We start from the raw sequence: 16,556 nt of genomic DNA on the forward strand, positions 1-16,556 counted from the left end.
CGTCTGCGTCGGCACAACTAGAAACCCGTTGCGCGGGCCGTTGTGCGGCCGCCCCACCAGAGTGACAAGTTCCCCGGGAAATTGAACTTGCGTTTCACAGAGTGAGACGCGAATATCGTTGCATGGACAACTCTAGCGGCGTAGGCGTTCTCGACAAGGCAGCCCTTGTCCTGGGCGCCCTGGAGTCCGGTCCGGCCACCCTCGCAGGACTGGTCGCGGCGACGGGACTCGCACGGCCCACGGCACATCGTCTCGCCGTGGCACTGGAACACCACCGGATGGTGGCGCGTGACATGCAGGGCCGGTTCATCCTCGGACCGCGCCTCGCGGAGCTCGCCGCCGCGGCCGGCGAGGACCGGCTGCTCGCGACCGCGGGCCCGGTGCTCACCCACCTGCGCGACGTCACCGGCGAGAGCGCCCAGCTCTACCGCCGCCAGGGCGACATGCGCATCTGCGTGGCGGCGGCCGAGCGGCTCTCGGGCCTCCGGGACACCGTCCCGGTCGGTTCGACGCTGACGATGAAGGCCGGCTCGTCGGCGCAGATCCTGATGGCCTGGGAGGAGCCCGAGCGGCTGCACCGCGGCCTCCAGGGCGCCCGCTTCACCGCGACGGCCCTGTCGGGCGTGCGGCGGCGCGGCTGGGCCCAGTCGATCGGCGAGCGGGAGCCGGGCGTCGCGTCCGTCTCCGCGCCCGTGCGCGGCCCCTCGAACCGGGTGGTGGCCGCCGTCTCGGTCTCGGGCCCCATCGAGCGCCTGACCCGCCACCCGGGCCGCATGCACGCCCAGGCGGTCATCGACGCCGCCGCCCGCCTCTCCGAGGCGCTGCGCCGCAACGGCTGACCCCCGCCCCCCGTACGTCCCGGCCCACCGCTCCAACGCCGCAGCGGTGGGCCGGAATCGCGCGGGGCCGTACGGCCGCCGGACAGCGAAGAAGCCCTCCCCCGAAGGGAAGGGCTTCTTCGTCTCGTACCCCCGACCGGATTCGAACCGGCGCTACCGCCTTGAGAGGGCGGCGTGCTAGGCCGCTACACAACGGGGGCAAGATATGGATTCACGCGACGGAATCGCATGATGTCACTGCGCTGGCCTACCTGGACTCGAACCAAGACTAACTGAACCAGAATCAGTCGTGCTGCCAATTACACCATAGGCCACTGGTGGTTTAGAACCAGTTGGTACCCCCGACCGGATTCGAACCGGCGCTACCGCCTTGAGAGGGCGGCGTGCTAGGCCGCTACACAACGGGGGCCCTAGCGATCCCACCCGGCCGGAGCCGGGTGATGTCACCGCGTAGACACCGGGAGCTACCCAGGTGTTCCGCAGGATGGATCAGTACCCCCGACCGGATTCGAACCGGCGCTACTGCCTTGAGAGGGCAGCGTGCTAGGCCGCTACACAACGGGGGCTTTGTGGATGAGATCCACGATGCAGATGAGCTCTGCGAGCTGGCCTACCTGGACTCGAACCAAGACTAACTGAACCAGAATCAGTCGTGCTGCCAATTACACCATAGGCCACCGGGGCAACGTCCCCGTCCGGGGATCTTGCTCGGCTTGCGCTTTCCGGGTTCTCGCCTTTCGGCTCGCTCCCCTCGGCGCAGGAAGAACATTACCCGAAGGTGGACCGCGCTCCAAAACGGGTATCCCGGCGGAGCAGGTCCGGGAGCTGGTGGAGGTCCGTGATCCGGTGCAGCTCGGGCCTGCCGCCGAGGCCCGCGCGGTCCAGCCAGACGCCCCGCAGCCCCGCCTCCACCGCGCCCCGGGCGTCGATGTCCGGCTGGTCCCCGACGTACGCCACCTGGTGCGGGGGCAGGCCGAGGGCGTCGCAGGCCGCGTGGAAGGCCTCCGGGGCCGGCTTCGCCACGCCCAGTTCGGCGGCGCACAGGACGGCCTCGAAACGGTCCCGGACGCCCAGGACCCGGAGCTTGCGCTCCTGGTTGCGGATGCTGGAGTTCGACAGGACCGCGTGACGGTAGTCACGGGCCAGGAGGTCGAGCACGGGCACGGTGTCGGGGAAGAGCGCCCAGGCCGCCTCGTAGTGGACGACGTACCGGTCGAACCAGGCGTCGGCCTCGGCGGCGGTCAGCCCCGGCCTGTCCAGGAAGTCCCGGACCCGGTCGCGCCGCTGGTCCAGGAAGTCGCCACCCTCCCGCTCGAAGCGGCGCCAGTGGAAGGCGGTCAGCTCCCGCCACCGGTCGAGGGCCGCCTCCACCGTGCCGAAGCCCTCCAGCAGTCCCTCGGCCGCGAGGTGGCCGCGCATGCCGGCCGTGTCGGCGGCGGCGTAGTCGAAGATCGTGTCGTCGATGTCCCAGAGGACCGCCCGGATGGTCATGGGGCCACGGTACCGACGGCGGGGACGCGCCGGAGGGCGGCGACCCGTTCCGGTCGCCGCCCTCCGTCCCGTACGCCGGGGTGACGCCTACGCGGCGAGCTTCGCCAGCGCCGCGTCGACGCGGGCCAGGGTCTTCTCCCTGCCGAGGATCTGCAGCGACTCGAAGAGCGGCAGGCCGACCGTGCGGCCGGTGACCGCGACGCGGACCGGGGCCTGGGCCTTGCCGAGCTTGAGGCCGTGGGCCTCGCCGGCGGCCAGGACGGCGCCCTTGAGGGACTCGGGGTCGCTCCAGTCGGCGTCCGCGAGCTTCTCCCGGGCGGTGGTGAGGAGCGCGGCGGGCTCGCCCTTCATCGCCTTGTCCCACGAGGCCCGGTCGAAGACCGGCTCGTCCAGGAAGAGGAAGTCGACGTTGGCCGTGATGTCCGAGAGGACGGTCAGGCGGGTCTGGGCGTACGGCGCGATGGCCTCCCAGGCGGCCCGGTCGAAGTCCTCCGGCGCCCAGGGGGCGTGCGGGGCGCGCAGCCAGGGCTCGCACGCCTCGGCGAACGCCTTCACGTCCAGCATGCGGATGTGGTCGGCGTTGATCGACTCGGCCTTCTTGAGGTCGAAGCGGGCCGGGTTGGCGTTGACGTCAGCGATGTCGAACTTCTCGACCATCTGCTCGACGGTGAAGATGTCCTGGTCGGCCGAGAAGGACCAGCCGAGGAGCGAGAGGTAGTTCAGCAGGCCCTCCGGGAGGAAGCCGCGCTCCCGGTAGACGTTGAGGGAGGCCTGCGGGTCGCGCTTGGAGAGCTTCTTGTTGCCCTCGCCCATCACGTAGGGCAGGTGGCCGAAGGCGGGGATCTCCTTGGCGACGCCCAGCTCGATCAGCGCCTTGTAGAGCGCGATCTGGCGCGGGGTGGAGGAGAGCAGGTCCTCGCCGCGCAGGACGTGGGTGATCTCCATGAGGGCGTCGTCGACCGGGTTGACCAGGGTGTAGAGCGGGGCGCCGTTGGCCCGGAGGATGCCGTAGTCGGGCACGTTCTCCGGGGTGAAGGTGAGTTCGCCGCGGACCAGGTCGGTGAAGGTGATCGGCTCGTCGGGCATCCGGAAGCGGACGATCGGCGTGCGGCCCTCGGCCTCGTACGCGGCCTTCCGCTCACCGGTGAGGTCGCGGCAGTGGCCGTCGTAGCCGGAGGGGCGGCCGGCGGCGCGGGCGGCCTCGCGGCGCTCGTCGAGCTCCTCGGTGGTGCAGTAGCAGGGATACGCGTAGCCGCCGGCGAGCAGCCTGTCCGCGACGTCCTTGTAGAGGTCCATCCGCTGCGACTGGCGGTACGGGGCGTGCGGGCCGCCGACCTCCGGGCCCTCGTCCCAGTCGAGGCCGAGCCACTTCAGCGAGTCGAGGAGCTGGTCGTACGACTCCTCGGAGTCGCGCGCGGCGTCGGTGTCCTCGATGCGGAAGACCATGGTGCCCTGGTTGTGCCGGGCGAAGGCCCAGTTGAAGAGGGCGGTGCGGACCAGGCCCACGTGGGGGTTGCCGGTCGGCGAGGGACAGAAACGGACGCGGATTTTCGCGTTAGCCACGCTTGATCACCTTATTGGTGAGAGTGCCGATGCCTTCGATGGTGACGGCGACCTCGTCGCCGACGTTGAGGGGTCCGACCCCGGCGGGGGTGCCGGTGAGGATGACGTCGCCGGGGAGCAGCGTCATGGCCTCGGTGATGTGGACCACCAGGTCCTCGACGGAGCGGACCATGTCGCTCGTGCGGCCGAGCTGGCGCTGTTCGCCGTTGACCGTGGCCTGGACGGTGAGGTCGCCCGGATCGAGGTCGGTCTCCACCCAGGGCCCCAGGGGGCAGGAGGTGTCGAAGCCCTTGGCGCGCGCCCACTGCTTCTCGCGCCGCTGCGCGTCGCGGGCGGTGACGTCGTTGGCGCAGGTGTAGCCGAAGATCACGTCCCTGACGCGCTCCCGGGGCACCTCGCGGCACATGCGGCCGATCACCACGGCCAGTTCGGCCTCGTGGTGCAGCTCGCTGGAGAAGGAGGGGTACTCGATGGCGTCGCCGGAGCCGATCACCGAGGTGGTGGGCTTGAAGAAGGCGACGGGGACCTCGGGGACCTCGTTGCCGAGTTCGGCGGCGTGCTCGGCGTAGTTGCGGCCGATGGCCACGACCTTGTTGGGGAGCACCGGCGGCAGGAGCCGCACCTTGCTCAGCGGGACCTTGGTGCCGCTGAGCTCGAAGTCGGTGTACGGGATGCCCTTGATGATGTCGAGCACGAGGCCGCCGGACTCGACGGTTCCCTCGCCCTCGACCGCGCCGAAGGCCACATTGCCGTCGATGGAGAATCTGGCGATGCGCACGAGTGCTGTCGCCCCTCACTTGGTACTGGCTGGAGTCTGACGCTCCAGGCTAACGCGGCGGGGGGCCGCCCCGGGGCGGCGCGGGGCGTGCGGGCCGGCGGGGGCGGGCGCTAGCGGGAGGCGGCCGCGTACGGGGCGGGCTCGTACGGGGCCGGGGCCTTCATGAGGACGGTGCGGCGCGGGTTGGCCGTCCGGCCGGGCAGCTCCACCGCGTACTCCGGCCGGGCGCCCCGGCCGAGCTGTGCGGCGTCCGTGAGGTGGACGAGGGTGGAGCGGCGGGGGTTGGCCGTGGTGCGGAGCGTCGTCTTCTTCATCGCGGTGACTCAGACCTTGTTCTGGGACGGGCGCCCGGGCGGGCGCGCGGGGACGTAAAACGTCAGGCTAAACACGCGTTTCCCTTCAGATGCATGGCCAAGACATCGATTGCGGTGTGAGTTTGCTCACCTATGAGGGGAGTTTCCGGGCATTACGGACGGTGTCCGATCGGCCGCGAAAGGGACATTACGCCACTGAACGATCTATTCCGCTCCCGATCATGCCGACTGGGACACACGGGGATGCCAGACCATTGGGGCGGAAAGGTCCGAATAATCCCTGCTCCTTTTCTACAAGGGGTGATCCTTTGCGCACGCGTTGTCATACCTCTCCCGGCGCGACACGCGGCCCTTGTTGGAGATCCGCCACTGTGCTGGAATTCCACGCACCGCCGCGGGTTTCAAGCCGGCGCGCAGGGGGCGCAACGCAGCGCCGGCCGAGTGGCGGGGAGAAGGGGGAACTGCGCCGGTCACCGACGACCACCTGGGGTGCTCCACGCCCCCCGACGACGCCGACACCGCCCTCTCCGTTCATCCGGAAGGGCGCCTGGTCCAGAGGTTGCGACGCTAGTGCAGGGACGTTTCAAGAGGGATGGCTCGGGGTCTCCCCAGGCCCGCCAGGGCCGAGCGGATGCTCCGGCGGAGCAGGAACCGCGTGCCGGGACCGACCGCGGTCCCTCGGCCCCGCACACCCCGAACCAGGGTCAGGGACCGTCCGGCGAGGGCGGTGACGGCGGCCGTCGCGCGGGCGCCGCGGCCGCTCCGGCCGACCCGTCCGCCGCTCCCCCCGGTTCCCGGACCGGGAACGCCGACAACGGGGTCGGCCCCCGAATAGCCCTTCGCAACTGGCGCATCTCCACGCGCCTGGTCGCGCTCCTCACCCTGCCCGTGGTCGCGGCGACCTCCCTGGGCGCCATCCGCATCAACGAGTCGCTCCAGGACATGGAGCAGCTCGACCACATGCAGCTGCTGACCAAGCTGACCCGTGAGGCGACCGACCTCGCGCAGGCCCTCCAGACCGAGCGCGACCTGTCCGCCGGTCCGCTGGCCAACGGCCGCCCCAGCAGCGACTACCAGGTCTCCAACCCGCGCCGGAAGACGGACCTCGAGTACAAGGCCTTCCTCACCGCCACCGAGGAGATCCCGACCGCCGACGGCGACGAGGCGCTGCGCAGCATCCGGCAGAACGTCAGCCAGATCGCCTCGCAGGTCACCGACCTCCACTCCATCCGGAGCAGCGCCTACGAGAAGGGCGTCTCCCACTCGGTGACGGTCGAGGCGTACAGCCGCCTCATCCGCTCGCTCCTGAGCCTGTCCCAGGACATGGCGCAGGCGACCAGCAACCCCGAGATGATCAAGCGGACCCGCGCGCTCGCCGCGTTCTCGTCCGCCAAGGAGTACGCCTCCATCCAGCAGGCGATCATCGCGGCGGCGCTGCCCCCGAGCGACAAGACCTCCGGGCAGATCGCGCAGGGCGACCGCCTCTACGGCGAGGCCGCGCTCAACAGTGAGGGCGTCGAGCTCAAGACCTTCCAGGCGATCTACGAGTCGACCGGCGGCGACGCCGACGAGCTGACCGCGACCCTGAACCGGGGCAACCCGTCGATCATCGCCGCCGACAAGTACGCCGAGCGCGTGCTGAACACCGACAACGCGATGCGGGAGAGCGTCAAGCGCGGTCACCTGAACTTCACCGACGAGTACGGCACCAAGATCACCGCCATGAACCGCATCGAGAGCGGTCTGCTCGGCGACATGGAGGGCATGGCCCGCGAGCTGCGCCAGGAGTCGCAGCGCGAGGCCATCATCAACGGTGCGCTGATCCTCCTCGTCCTCGGCGTCTCGCTCATCGGCGCCTTCGTCGTGGCCCGGTCCATGATCCGCTCGCTGCGCCGGCTCCAGGACACCGCGACCAAGGTCGCCCAGGAACGCCTGCCCGAGCTCGTCAAGCAGCTCTCCGAGTCCGACCCGCAGGACGTCGACACCTCCGTCGAGTCCGTCGGCGTGCACTCCCGGGACGAGATCGGCAAGGTGGCCGCGGCCTTCGACGAGGTGCACCGCGAGGCCGTCCGCCTCGCCGCCGAGCAGGCCCTCCTCCGGGGCAACGTCAACGCGATGTTCACCAACCTCTCGCGCCGTTCCCAGGGCCTCATCCAGCGCCAGCTCTCGCTCATCTCCGAGCTGGAGTCCCGCGAGGCCGACCCGGACCAGCTCTCCTCGCTGTTCAAGCTCGACCACCTCGCGACCCGCATGCGCCGGAACGGCGAGAACCTCCTCGTCCTCGCCGGCGAGGAGCCGGGCCGCCGCTGGACCCGCCCGGTCCCGCTGGTCGACGTGCTCCGCGCCGCCGCCTCCGAGGTGGAGCAGTACGAGCGCATCGAACTGGCCGCGGTCCCGGCGACCGAGGTAGCCGGCCGGGTCGTCAACGACCTCGTGCACCTCCTCGCCGAGCTGCTGGAGAACGCCACCTCGTTCTCCTCCCCCCAGACGAAGGTCCGGGTCACCGGCCACGCGCTGCCCGACGGGCGCGTGCTCGTCGAGATCCACGACACCGGCATCGGCCTCTCCCCCGAGGACCTGGCGGCGATCAACGAGCGGCTGGCCTCGCCGCCCACCGTGGACGTCTCCGTCTCCCGCCGCATGGGTCTGTTCGTGGTCGGCCGCCTGTCCCTGCGACACGGCATCCGCATCCAGCTCCGTCCCTCCGACTCCGGCGGCACCACCGCGCTCGTCATGCTCCCGGTCGACGTCGCCCAGGGCGGCAAGAAGCCGATGCCCAAGCCGGGCGCCGGCGGCCAGGGCGCGATGCCTCCGGGCGCCTCCGCCCCGGGCGGCCGGCTGCCCGGCGGCCCCGGCGCGGCCGGTGGTCCCGGCGGCGGACGTCCGGGCCCGGGCGGCGCGCCGGCCGGCAGGCTCGGCACGGGTGCCGCGCGCGGTCAGGTCGGTACGGGCGGCCCGCGGGCCGCGCTGCCCGCCCGTGACGGTTCGCCGCTCGCCGGCGGTCCGCAGGACGCGCAGCGGACCCGCGCTCCGCAGCCGCAGAACGCGCAGCTGGAGCAGACCGGCCGGATGCCGCAGGCTCCCCAGTCCCCCGACGCCCTGCGTCCGGGGCCCGGCGGGGGTGGTCTCATCGGTGGCGCCGCGAGCGCCATCCCGTCCCGCACGGACGTGTGGGGCAACCGGAACGCCCCGCAGGCCGGGCCGGGCCCGCAGCAGCAGCCGCAGGCCCCCCAGGGCAACCAGGGCAACCAGCAGGGCGGGTACGACTTCCCGCGCGCCGAGCTGCCCGGCGGCGCTCCCCGGCCGCAGCGCCCGCAGGCCGCGAGCTGGGGCGACGAGCAGGCGCGGTACCCGCGGCAGGAGGCGTCCCTGCCGGACGCCCCGCGCGGCCACGAGGACCCGGAGACCACGGGCCGGTTCGCGGCTCCGCAGGGCCCCGGCTCCACGGGGCAGTTCGCCCGCCCCGACTTCGGCGCGCCGCAGCAGGCCCAGGCCCCGCAGCAGCCGCAGGCCCCCCAGGGGTACCAGGACGGCGGGCAGGACCCGGCGTCGACGGCCCAGTTCCCGCGTCCGGACTTCGGCGCCCCGCAGGGCCCGGGCTCCACGGGGCAGTTCGCCCGTCCCGACCTCGGCGCGCCGCAGCAGGCCCAGGCCCCGCAGCAGCCGCAGGCCCCCCAGGGATACCAGGGGTACCAGGACGGCGGGCAGCAGTTCGGCCGGCAGCCGTTCGTGCCGCAGCAGCCCCAGCAGCAGCCCCAGCAGGCTCCGGCGCCGCTCCAGCGGCCCGGTGACGACTTCGGCGCCCCGCGCCCGGCCGAGCCGGTCCGGCAGCAGCCGCAGCAGCTCCAGCAGCCGCGCCGTCCGGAGGCCCTGCCTCCGGCGGGTGGCGCGGGCGACGGCCGTACGCCGCTGTACGACAACCTGGAGACCAACTGGTTCCACCAGGAGCAGGCCCAGGCCCCCGGCCAGGCCCAGGACCCGGCGCAGACGGCGCCGGTCCCGGTCGTGCAGCAGACGTCCGCTCCGGCCTCCGGGCCGGCCGGCGACCAGGCCGCCGACGGCGGCCGGCAGACCGGCGGGGCCGCCTGGCGGACCTCGCCCAACGACGAGCTGGTGCGTCAGGCCGAGCGGGTGCGCAAGCCCGCGGCCGGCGGCGTCACCACCTCCGGCCTCCCCCGGCGCGTGCCGAAGGCCAACCTCGTACCCGGGACCGCACAGGAGCAGGCCCACACGGCCGGCCCCCAGGTCTCGCGTGCACCCGACGACGTCCGCGGCCGGCTCACCAATCTGCGCCGCGGCATCCAGCAGGGCCGGCAGGCGGGCAACTCGACCACGGGTAGCTTCCACCTCGGTCCGAACCATCAGCAGGAGCGTTAGTTGAACGCGATGAGCCAGGCGGCGCAGAATCTGAACTGGTTGATCACCAACTTCGTGGACAACACCCCCGGGGTGTCCCACACGGTGGTGGTCTCCGCCGACGGACTCCTGCTGGCCATGTCGGAAGGATTCCCCCGCGACCGCGCCGACCAGCTGGCGGCGGTCGCGTCCGGACTGACCTCGCTGACCGCGGGTGCGTCCCGGATCTTCGAGGGGGGCCCCGTCGCACAGACCGTGGTGGAGATGGAGCGCGGCTTCCTCTTCCTCATGTCCGTCTCGGACGGCTCCTCGCTGGCCGTGCTCGCCCATCCCGAGTGCGACATCGGCCTCGTGGGCTACGAGATGGCGCTGCTGGTCGACCGGGCCGGCAGCGTGCTCACCCCGGACCTCCGCGCGGAGCTCCAGGGCAGTCTGCTCCACTAGCGGTGTCCGTACCCGGACGCCCGACCGACCCCCGCCCCGAATGACCGACAGGGCGGTACGCCCCTCCGTACCGCCCTGGGCACCGTTCACCGTCCGGCCGCCCCATCCGGCCCCCCACCGGCCCCATCAGACGGCAGAAGCCTTGCTGTCACGCCCGGAGGATTCATGACCCCGCCCCCCGCCTCTCACGATCCGTACGGCTCCTCAGTCGACGAGTACGGATACGAGGGCGACCAGCCGCTGGTGCGTCCGTACGCGATGACCGGCGGCCGGACCCGGCCGCGCTACCAGCTCGCCATCGAGGCGCTGGTCAGCACCACGGCCGACCCGGCGCACCTCGCCACGCTCCTTCCCGAGCACCAGCGGATCTGCCACCTGTGCCGTGAGGTCAAGTCGGTGGCCGAGGTGTCGGCCCTCCTGTCGATGCCCCTCGGCGTCGCCCGTATCCTCGTCGCCGACCTGGCGGAGGCCGGCATGGTGGCGATCCACCAGCCGGGCAACGGAGAGACCGGCGGTACGCCGGACGTGACTCTGCTCGAAAGGGTGCTCAGTGGACTTCGCAAGCTCTAGTGGCGGTGCCGCCCGGTCGACCACCAGCGCGAAGATCGTGGTGGCGGGTGGCTTCGGCGTGGGCAAGACCACGTTCGTCGGTGCCGTCTCGGAGATCAACCCGCTGCGTACCGAGGCCGTCATGACCTCCGCCTCGGCGGGGATCGACGACCTCACCCACACGGGTGGCAAGACGACGACGACCGTCGCCATGGACTTCGGCCGCATCACCCTCGACCAGGACCTGATCCTGTACCTGTTCGGCACCCCCGGACAGGACCGGTTCTGGTTCATGTGGGACGACCTGGTGCGGGGTGCCATCGGCGCCGTCGTCCTCGTCGACACCCGCCGCCTCGCCGACTGCTTCCCCGCCGTCGACTACTTCGAGAACTCGGGCCTCCCCTTCGTCATCGCCCTCAACGGCTTCGACGGAAACCAGCCCTACCAGCCCGAAGAAGTACGCGAAGCCCTCCAGATCGGCCCCGACACCCCCATCATCACCACCGACGCCCGCCACCGCGCCGACGCCAAGAGCGCCCTCATCACCCTCGTCGAACACGCCCTCATGGCGCGGCTCAAGTAGGGGGACGGGCCGGGCGGTTGTCCCGCGCTCCCGCCGGGGCGGTCTGTGTCGTTCGACACGGCCGTCCTCATGTTCATAACATTTCGACAGAGAATTGGGGCGCCACGGACACCCGACGCATCCGGTCGGTGCCGCTGTGCTCACCTGAGCCCCGCCATTTGGCGGGGCTCGCTCTTTATGCCCGTTTTATTCTCGGTCCGGGCCGCGGGAAGCGGCCGCCTCCCGGTGTTTGGAAGGGACCCCCTTCACGTGCTGCAATTCATGAACTCCCGAGTAGTACGGCCCTGAACGAAACACCGGCACAACGTAGGTGCCGACGCCGAGAGGTTGTTGGTCGAGTGAGGCGAAGCAAGGAAAGCTCCGCGGAGCAGGAGACGCGGGGCAACTTCACGCCGCCGTCACGCACGGCGGTGCCGCCCGCGGACGCGCCGGTGACGCCGCCGCCCGTCGAGGCGACCGAGGGAAGTTCCAGCAAGCTGTCGCCCCGCAACTGGCGGGTGCCCACCCGTCTGAACGCGATCCTCCTCATACCCGTGCTCGTCGGCCTCGTCATGGGCGGCTTCCAGGTCAAGGGGTCGATCGACACCTGGCAGGAGGCCCAGGACGCCGAGAAGACGGCGCTCATCGTGCGCGCCGCCTCGGAGTACAGCACCGCCCTGCTCAACGAGCGGGACCTCACCGCCGCTCCGCTGCTGCTCGCGAGGACCCCGGAGGACCGCAGGAGCACCGAGGTCCAGCAGGCGTACGCCACGACCGACGCCGCCCGGGCCAAGTTCGCCGAGGCCGCCAAGAACCTGCCCTCGGGCCAGGGCCTGGAGCGCCGGCTGCGTCTGTTCAAGGACGAGGAGCCGAAGCTCGACGCGCTGCGCAAGGACGCGTACGCCCGCTCCTACGACCCGGTGAACACCCAGCTCGCGTACACCGGCGTCCAGCACTACCTCACCGAGTTCTCCAACGAGCTCGGCCTGGGCACCGGCAACATCACCAGCTACGGCCGCAGCGTCTACGCGATCCAGCTCGCCAAGGGCGCCGAGTCCCTCCAGCGGTCCATCGGCACCCAGCTCCTCGTCCGGCCCAGCCGGAGCGAGGCGGTCTTCGCCCAGCAGTCCGTGGCGTTCAACTCGTACAACTACCTGGAGCAGATCGCCCTCGGCGAGTTCAGCTCCGGCGGCATACCCGAGGACGTCGAACTCCTCAAGAAGGTCATGGCCTCCAAGGCCGCCGAGGGCGCCAGGGAGGCGCAGGGCGCCGACGCCGTGCCGCCCAAGGGCAAGGACGGCACCTTCTACTCGGGCATGGCCTCCGCGATCGGCACCGCCAAGGGCCCGGACGGCATCGCCGCCCTGAAGGCCAGGGGCATCACGCAGGAGACGTGGACGGCGGTCGCCACCGCCAAGTTCTCGGGCTACAGCGAGGTCGAGAAGTCCCTCGTCGACAAGGCCGTGGCCGAGGCCGCCCAGATCTCCGACGACGCCAAGACGGACGCCTGGCTGAACGGCGCCGTCGTGGTCGTCGCCCTGCTCGCGGCGTTCGTCCTGGCGGGGATGATGGCCCGCCAGATGAGCCGCTCGATGCGGGCGCTGCGGACCGCCGCCTTCGGCATCGCCGAGCAGCGCCTGCCGATGCTGGTCGACCAGCTCTCCCGCACCGAGCCGGGCCGGGTCGACACCCGGGTGCAGCCCATCCCGATCGACTCCCGGGACGAGATCGGCGAGGTCGCCCGCGCCTTCGACCAGGTCCACCGCGAGGCCGTCCGGCTCGCCGCCGAACAGGCCATGCTCCGCGGCAACGTCAACGCGATCTTCACCAACCTCTCGCGCCGCAACCAGTCGCTGATCGAGGGCCAGCTGACCCTCATCACGGACCTGGAGAACAACGAGGCCGACCCGGACCAGCTGGAGAACCTCTTCAAGCTGGACCACCTGGCGACCCGCATGCGCCGCAACGGCGAGAACCTCCTCGTCCTCGCCGGCGAGGAGCCGGGCCGCCGCTGGGACCAGCCGGTCCCGCTGGTCGACGTCATGCGCGCCGCCTCCTCCGAGGTGGAGCAGTACGAGCGCATCGAGCTGGCGGGCGTCCCGGAGGCCGAGATCCACGGCCAGGCCGTGACCGACCTCGTGCACCTGCTCGCCGAGCTGCTGGAGAACGCCACCACGTTCTCCTCCCCGCAGACCAAGGTGCGCGTCACCGCGACCCGTCTCCCCGACGGCCGCGTGATGGTGGAGATCCACGACAAGGGCATCGGCCTCACGGCCGAGGACTTCGCGGACATCAACCACAAGCTGGCCAACCCGCCGACCGTGGACGCCGCCGTCTCGCAGCGCATGGGCCTCTTCGTGGTCGGCCGGCTGGCCGACCGGCACGGCATCCGGGTCCAGCTCCGCCCCTCGGGCGAGCAGGCCGGAACGACCTCGCTGGTCATGCTGCCGGACGCGATCACGCACGGCGGCGGCGGCGAGCAGCCGGTCCACGACGACTTCACCGTCTCCCAGATCATTCCGGAACAGCAGCAGCAGAACGCCTTCGAGGGCGGTTCGGCGCAGCCGGCGCTGACCGCGGCCGACCTCGGCTTCGACGACTCTCGCTACGAGCAGCAGCCGTCCGGGGAGGAGCGCCCCTCCGCCCCGGTCGACCGTTCGGTGCGGCACGAGAGCCGGCGTGCCGCGCTCGGCGGCCGGGCCCAGGAGGACGAGCGGCCCCTCTTCCGCGACGAGACGGAGCGGACGGAGGAGTACGGCCGGGCGCCCCAGGAGCAGGAGTACGGCCGGGAGCAGACCCCCGGGGGCCAGGAGTACGCGGCGGAGTACGCTCCGGCGCAGGAGTACGGGCAGCCCCAGCCGCAGCCCCAGGAGTACGGCCAGGAGTACGCGGCCGGGTACCCGCAGCAGGAGGGGTACGCCGACGGCGGCTACGGGGCACCGCAGCCGGGTTACGAGGCGTATCCGCAGTCCGGCTATGCGGAAGCCCCGTACGATGCCCAGGGAACCGAACACCAGGCGTATGGAAATACGTTCGATCCCCAGTCCCACCAGGCGGAGTGGCCGGATCAGAACGCCTACCGGAACGACTACGCACAGGAGTACGGAGCGGAACCGGAATCTGCTCCGGCCGCTCCCGAACAGGCCGCCGACCGCGTAGGCTTCGACCGTCCGGGTCCGACCCCGGGTTCCGCTCCGGACGCCGGCCACGCGCTGACCGGCGCCGGCCTGCCGCGCCGCGGCAGCGTCGCCCCGGCGGCGCAGCGGGCCGAGGCCTCGCAGCCGGAACAGCAGCAGAACGAAGCCGACGGTCCCGACGACTGGCGCTCGACCAACGACGAGCGCTGGCAGCGGGCCGGGAAGCTCAAGGAGCCGAAGGCGGGCGGGGTCACCTCGTCCGGTCTCCCCCGGCGGGTCCCGAAGGCCAACCTGGTCGAGGGCACGGCCGAACAGACCCCGCAGGGCGGCCCCCAGGTCTCCCGCGCCCCCGAGGACGTCCGGGGCAGGTTGAGCAACCTGCGCCGGGGCGTCCAGCAGGGACGCAACGCGGGGACGGACACGAACGGATCGGGCCTCGGCCCGGGCAGTACCTACAACCAGGAGCGTTAGTGTGAGCATGAGCCAGGCGGCGCAGAATCTGAACTGGTTGATCACCAACTTCGTGGACAACACCCCCGGGGTGTCCCACACCGTGGTGGTCTCCGCCGACGGACTCCTGCTGGCGATGTCCGAGGGCTTCCCCCGCGACCGCGCCGACCAGCTGGCGGCCGTCGCCTCCGGACTGACCTCGCTGACCGCGGGCGCGTCCCGGATCTTCGAGGGCGGTGCGGTCAACCAGACCGTGGTGGAGATGGAGCGCGGCTTCCTCTTCATCATGTCGATCTCGGACGGCTCCTCGCTGGCCGTGCTCGCCCACCCCGAGGCGGACATCGGCCTCGTGGGCTACGAGATGGCGCTGCTGGTCGACCGGGCCGGCACCGTCCTGACCCCCGATCTCCGGGCGGAACTCCAGGGCAGCCTTCTCAACTGAGTGAACTCTTCCCGGCCGAGGGAAGTCTTCTCAACCAACAGACAGGCCGTGCGTTTCGCGCCACCGCCCCGTAGGGTGCGGTGGCGCGGCTCCAAGGGACATGGACCGCGAGGCAGTCGGAGGAGGAAACGTGGGAACACCCCCGGGCGCGAGCCCCTACAACGGTTACGACCCGCACCAGGCACCGCTGGGCGACCCCGCCCGGAACCGGTTCGACTTTCCCTCCGCCCCGAACGGGCAGGGCGCGCCGCAGTACTACGGGCACCCCCAGGCCCCGACGTCCCCCGCCGGTTCGCCGAGTTCCTCGCGCGGTCCGTCCTCCTCGGGCGGCTCCGGCGGGCACAACCCGCTGGTGCGTCCGTACGCGATGACCGGCGGCCGGACGCGGCCGCGCTACCAGCTCGCCATCGAGGCGCTGGTCAGCACCACGGCCGATCCGTCCCGGCTGCAGGGGCAGTTGCCCGAGCACCAGCGGATCTGCCGGCTGTGCTTCGAGATCAAGTCGGTCGCGGAGATCTCGGCACTTCTCTCCATCCCCCTCGGCGTCGCCCGAATCCTCGTCGCCGACCTGGCGGAGGCCGGGCTCGTCGCCATCCACCAGCCCGGCGGCGACGAGGCCGCCGGCGGTCAGCCAGACGTGACACTGCTCGAAAGGGTGCTCAGTGGACTTCGCAAGCTCTAGCGGCGGCGCGGCCCGTTCAACCACCAGCGCGAAGATCGTGGTGGCGGGTGGCTTCGGCGTGGGCAAGACCACGTTCGTCGGCGCCGTCTCGGAGATCAACCCGCTGCGTACCGAAGCCGTCATGACCTCCGCCTCGGCGGGGATCGACGACCTCACCCACACCGGCGACAAGACGACGACGACCGTCGCCATGGACTTCGGCCGCATCACCCTCGACCAGGACCTGATCCTGTACCTGTTCGGCACCCCCGGACAGGACCGGTTCTGGTTCATGTGGGACGACCTGGTGCGGGGTGCCATCGGCGCCGTCGTCCTCGTCGACACCCGCCGCCTCGCCGACTGCTTCCCCGCCGTCGACTACTTCGAGAACTCGGGCCTCCCCTTCGTCATCGCCCTCAACGGCTTCGACGGAAACCAGCCCTACCAGCCCGAAGAAGTACGCGAAGCCCTCCAGATCGGCCCCGACACCCCCATCATCACCACCGACGCCCGCCACCGCGCCGACGCCAAGAGCGCCCTCATCACCCTCGTCGAACACGCCCTCATGGCACGACTGCGGTAGCTGTCCCCAGGCGTTCGTGCCGGAGGCCGCGTTCCCGGGGGAGGGGAACGCGGCCTCCGGCGTCGTTCCGGACCACGCGGAAGGGCCGGAACCCGGTGTGACACCGGGTTCCGGCCCTCTGTCCGTCGTACGCCCTCCCGCGGCCCCGTGCGGGCCGGGGCGGGTTCAGCGCCAGCTGTGCGGGGCGCGGAAGCCGTGCTCGCGCTCCAGGCGGCGCCAGCCGGCCGCGGTGCGGCCGTGGCGGGCGGTGGCGTCGGCGGGACGGGCGGCCGCGCGGGCGAGCAGCACCGCGGTGATGGCGGCCAGCTCCTCGGGGTCGGCGTGGCCCTTCTCGACGCGGAGCAGGTTGGCGGGAGTGGTCATGGGGATGACTCCTCTTGCTGGGGC

Annotated in this window: 14 protein-coding genes and 5 tRNA genes; 9 read left to right on the plus strand and 10 right to left on the minus strand. The window is 71.5% G+C overall.

From position 1 onward, the window contains the following. The first annotated feature begins 122 nt into the window (after positions 1 to 122). On the plus strand, positions 123 to 839 hold the full coding sequence (gene ndgR, locus ACZ3IL_RS00745) for an IclR family transcriptional regulator NdgR (RefSeq protein ID WP_189981172.1): 717 nt from the start codon (positions 123 to 125) through the stop codon (positions 837 to 839). Positions 840 to 966: 127 nt separating this feature from the next. On the opposite strand, the gene ACZ3IL_RS00750 is transcribed toward ndgR, so the two are convergent. The 9 genes from ACZ3IL_RS00750 to ACZ3IL_RS00790 form a co-directional block, all read right to left on the minus strand. Then, a tRNA-Glu gene (locus tag ACZ3IL_RS00750) sits at positions 967 to 1,039 on the minus strand. A gap of 42 nt (positions 1,040 to 1,081) precedes the next feature. After that, positions 1,082 to 1,153, minus strand: a tRNA-Gln gene (locus ACZ3IL_RS00755). Between the two features lie 19 nt (positions 1,154 to 1,172). Next, positions 1,173 to 1,248 (minus strand) — tRNA-Glu (locus ACZ3IL_RS00760). An 84-nt stretch (positions 1,249 to 1,332) separates the two neighbouring features. Next, positions 1,333 to 1,405, minus strand: a tRNA-Glu gene (locus tag ACZ3IL_RS00765). A 39-nt stretch (positions 1,406 to 1,444) separates the two neighbouring features. After that, positions 1,445 to 1,516 (minus strand) — tRNA-Gln (locus ACZ3IL_RS00770). A 91-nt stretch (positions 1,517 to 1,607) separates the two neighbouring features. Beyond that, positions 1,608 to 2,330, minus strand: coding sequence for an HAD family hydrolase (locus ACZ3IL_RS00775; RefSeq protein WP_467385418.1), 723 nt, complete (start codon positions 2,328 to 2,330; stop codon positions 1,608 to 1,610). Positions 2,331 to 2,417: 87 nt separating this feature from the next. Next, positions 2,418 to 3,893 (minus strand): glutamate--tRNA ligase, encoded by a 1,476-nt coding sequence (gene gltX / locus ACZ3IL_RS00780; RefSeq protein WP_467385419.1) that lies wholly within the window; start codon positions 3,891 to 3,893, stop codon positions 2,418 to 2,420. Continuing rightward, the gene (locus tag ACZ3IL_RS00785; RefSeq protein WP_467385420.1) at positions 3,886 to 4,671 is read right to left on the minus strand and encodes a fumarylacetoacetate hydrolase family protein; all 786 of its coding nucleotides are present in this window, start codon (positions 4,669 to 4,671) and stop codon (positions 3,886 to 3,888) included. Before ACZ3IL_RS00785 ends, gltX begins: the two co-directional genes overlap by 8 nt. A 110-nt stretch (positions 4,672 to 4,781) precedes the next feature. Further along, on the minus strand, positions 4,782 to 4,985 hold the full coding sequence (locus ACZ3IL_RS00790) for a hypothetical protein (RefSeq protein ID WP_467385421.1): 204 nt from the start codon (positions 4,983 to 4,985) through the stop codon (positions 4,782 to 4,784). 570 nt (positions 4,986 to 5,555) lie between these two features. Between ACZ3IL_RS00790 and ACZ3IL_RS00795 the strand changes: the two genes are divergently transcribed. From ACZ3IL_RS00795 to ACZ3IL_RS00830, 8 genes are all read left to right on the plus strand, one after another. Continuing rightward, complete coding sequence (locus ACZ3IL_RS00795; RefSeq protein WP_467385422.1) at positions 5,556 to 9,362, plus strand: sensor histidine kinase; 3,807 nt, start codon at positions 5,556 to 5,558, stop codon at positions 9,360 to 9,362. 9 nt (positions 9,363 to 9,371) lie between these two features. Further along, positions 9,372 to 9,785 carry a roadblock/LC7 domain-containing protein gene (locus ACZ3IL_RS00800; protein WP_030496942.1) on the plus strand — a complete coding sequence of 138 codons (414 nt, stop codon included), beginning with the start codon at positions 9,372 to 9,374 and terminating at the stop codon, positions 9,783 to 9,785. A 165-nt stretch (positions 9,786 to 9,950) separates the two neighbouring features. Continuing rightward, positions 9,951 to 10,355 carry a DUF742 domain-containing protein gene (locus ACZ3IL_RS00805; RefSeq protein WP_384120824.1) on the plus strand — a complete coding sequence of 135 codons (405 nt, stop codon included), beginning with the start codon at positions 9,951 to 9,953 and terminating at the stop codon, positions 10,353 to 10,355. Beyond that, positions 10,336 to 10,917: a GTP-binding protein gene (locus ACZ3IL_RS00810; RefSeq protein ID WP_116158662.1), complete on the plus strand. Its 582-nt coding sequence runs from the start codon at positions 10,336 to 10,338 to the stop codon at positions 10,915 to 10,917. Before ACZ3IL_RS00805 ends, ACZ3IL_RS00810 begins: the two co-directional genes overlap by 20 nt. 338 nt (positions 10,918 to 11,255) lie before the next feature. After that, positions 11,256 to 14,504, plus strand: coding sequence for a nitrate- and nitrite sensing domain-containing protein (locus ACZ3IL_RS00815; protein WP_467385423.1), 3,249 nt, complete (start codon positions 11,256 to 11,258; stop codon positions 14,502 to 14,504). Positions 14,505 to 14,511: 7 nt separating this feature from the next. Further along, positions 14,512 to 14,925, plus strand: coding sequence for a roadblock/LC7 domain-containing protein (locus tag ACZ3IL_RS00820; protein ID WP_026057603.1), 414 nt, complete (start codon positions 14,512 to 14,514; stop codon positions 14,923 to 14,925). Between the two features lie 130 nt (positions 14,926 to 15,055). Continuing rightward, positions 15,056 to 15,607 carry a DUF742 domain-containing protein gene (locus ACZ3IL_RS00825; RefSeq protein WP_467385424.1) on the plus strand — a complete coding sequence of 184 codons (552 nt, stop codon included), beginning with the start codon at positions 15,056 to 15,058 and terminating at the stop codon, positions 15,605 to 15,607. Further along, positions 15,588 to 16,169: a GTP-binding protein gene (locus ACZ3IL_RS00830; RefSeq protein ID WP_015036414.1), complete on the plus strand. Its 582-nt coding sequence runs from the start codon at positions 15,588 to 15,590 to the stop codon at positions 16,167 to 16,169. Before ACZ3IL_RS00825 ends, ACZ3IL_RS00830 begins: the two co-directional genes overlap by 20 nt. A gap of 165 nt (positions 16,170 to 16,334) precedes the next feature. Here the strand turns inward: ACZ3IL_RS00830 and ACZ3IL_RS00835 are convergent, their stop codons facing one another. Further along, positions 16,335 to 16,532 (minus strand): acyl-CoA carboxylase subunit epsilon, encoded by a 198-nt coding sequence (locus ACZ3IL_RS00835; RefSeq protein ID WP_467385425.1) that lies wholly within the window; start codon positions 16,530 to 16,532, stop codon positions 16,335 to 16,337. Between the last annotated feature and the right edge of the window lie 24 nt (positions 16,533 to 16,556).

The organism is Streptomyces sp. NPDC014907, assembly GCF_055562975.1.

Bases quoted from the DNA above. Each gene is read 5' to 3' on its own strand.
- ndgR (WP_189981172.1), top strand. From the start codon at position 123: ATGGACAACTCTAGCGGCGTAGGCGTTCTCGACAAGGCAGCCCTTGTC.
- ACZ3IL_RS00775 (WP_467385418.1), bottom strand. From the start codon at position 2,330: ATGACCATCCGGGCGGTCCTCTGGGACATCGACGACACGATCTTCGAC.
- ACZ3IL_RS00790 (WP_467385421.1), bottom strand. From the start codon at position 4,985: ATGAAGAAGACGACGCTCCGCACCACGGCCAACCCCCGCCGCTCCACC.
- ACZ3IL_RS00800 (WP_030496942.1), top strand. From the start codon at position 9,372: ATGAGCCAGGCGGCGCAGAATCTGAACTGGTTGATCACCAACTTCGTG.
- ACZ3IL_RS00805 (WP_384120824.1), top strand. From the start codon at position 9,951: ATGACCCCGCCCCCCGCCTCTCACGATCCGTACGGCTCCTCAGTCGAC.
- ACZ3IL_RS00820 (WP_026057603.1), top strand. From the start codon at position 14,512: ATGAGCCAGGCGGCGCAGAATCTGAACTGGTTGATCACCAACTTCGTG.
- ACZ3IL_RS00835 (WP_467385425.1), bottom strand. From the start codon at position 16,532: ATGACCACTCCCGCCAACCTGCTCCGCGTCGAGAAGGGCCACGCCGAC.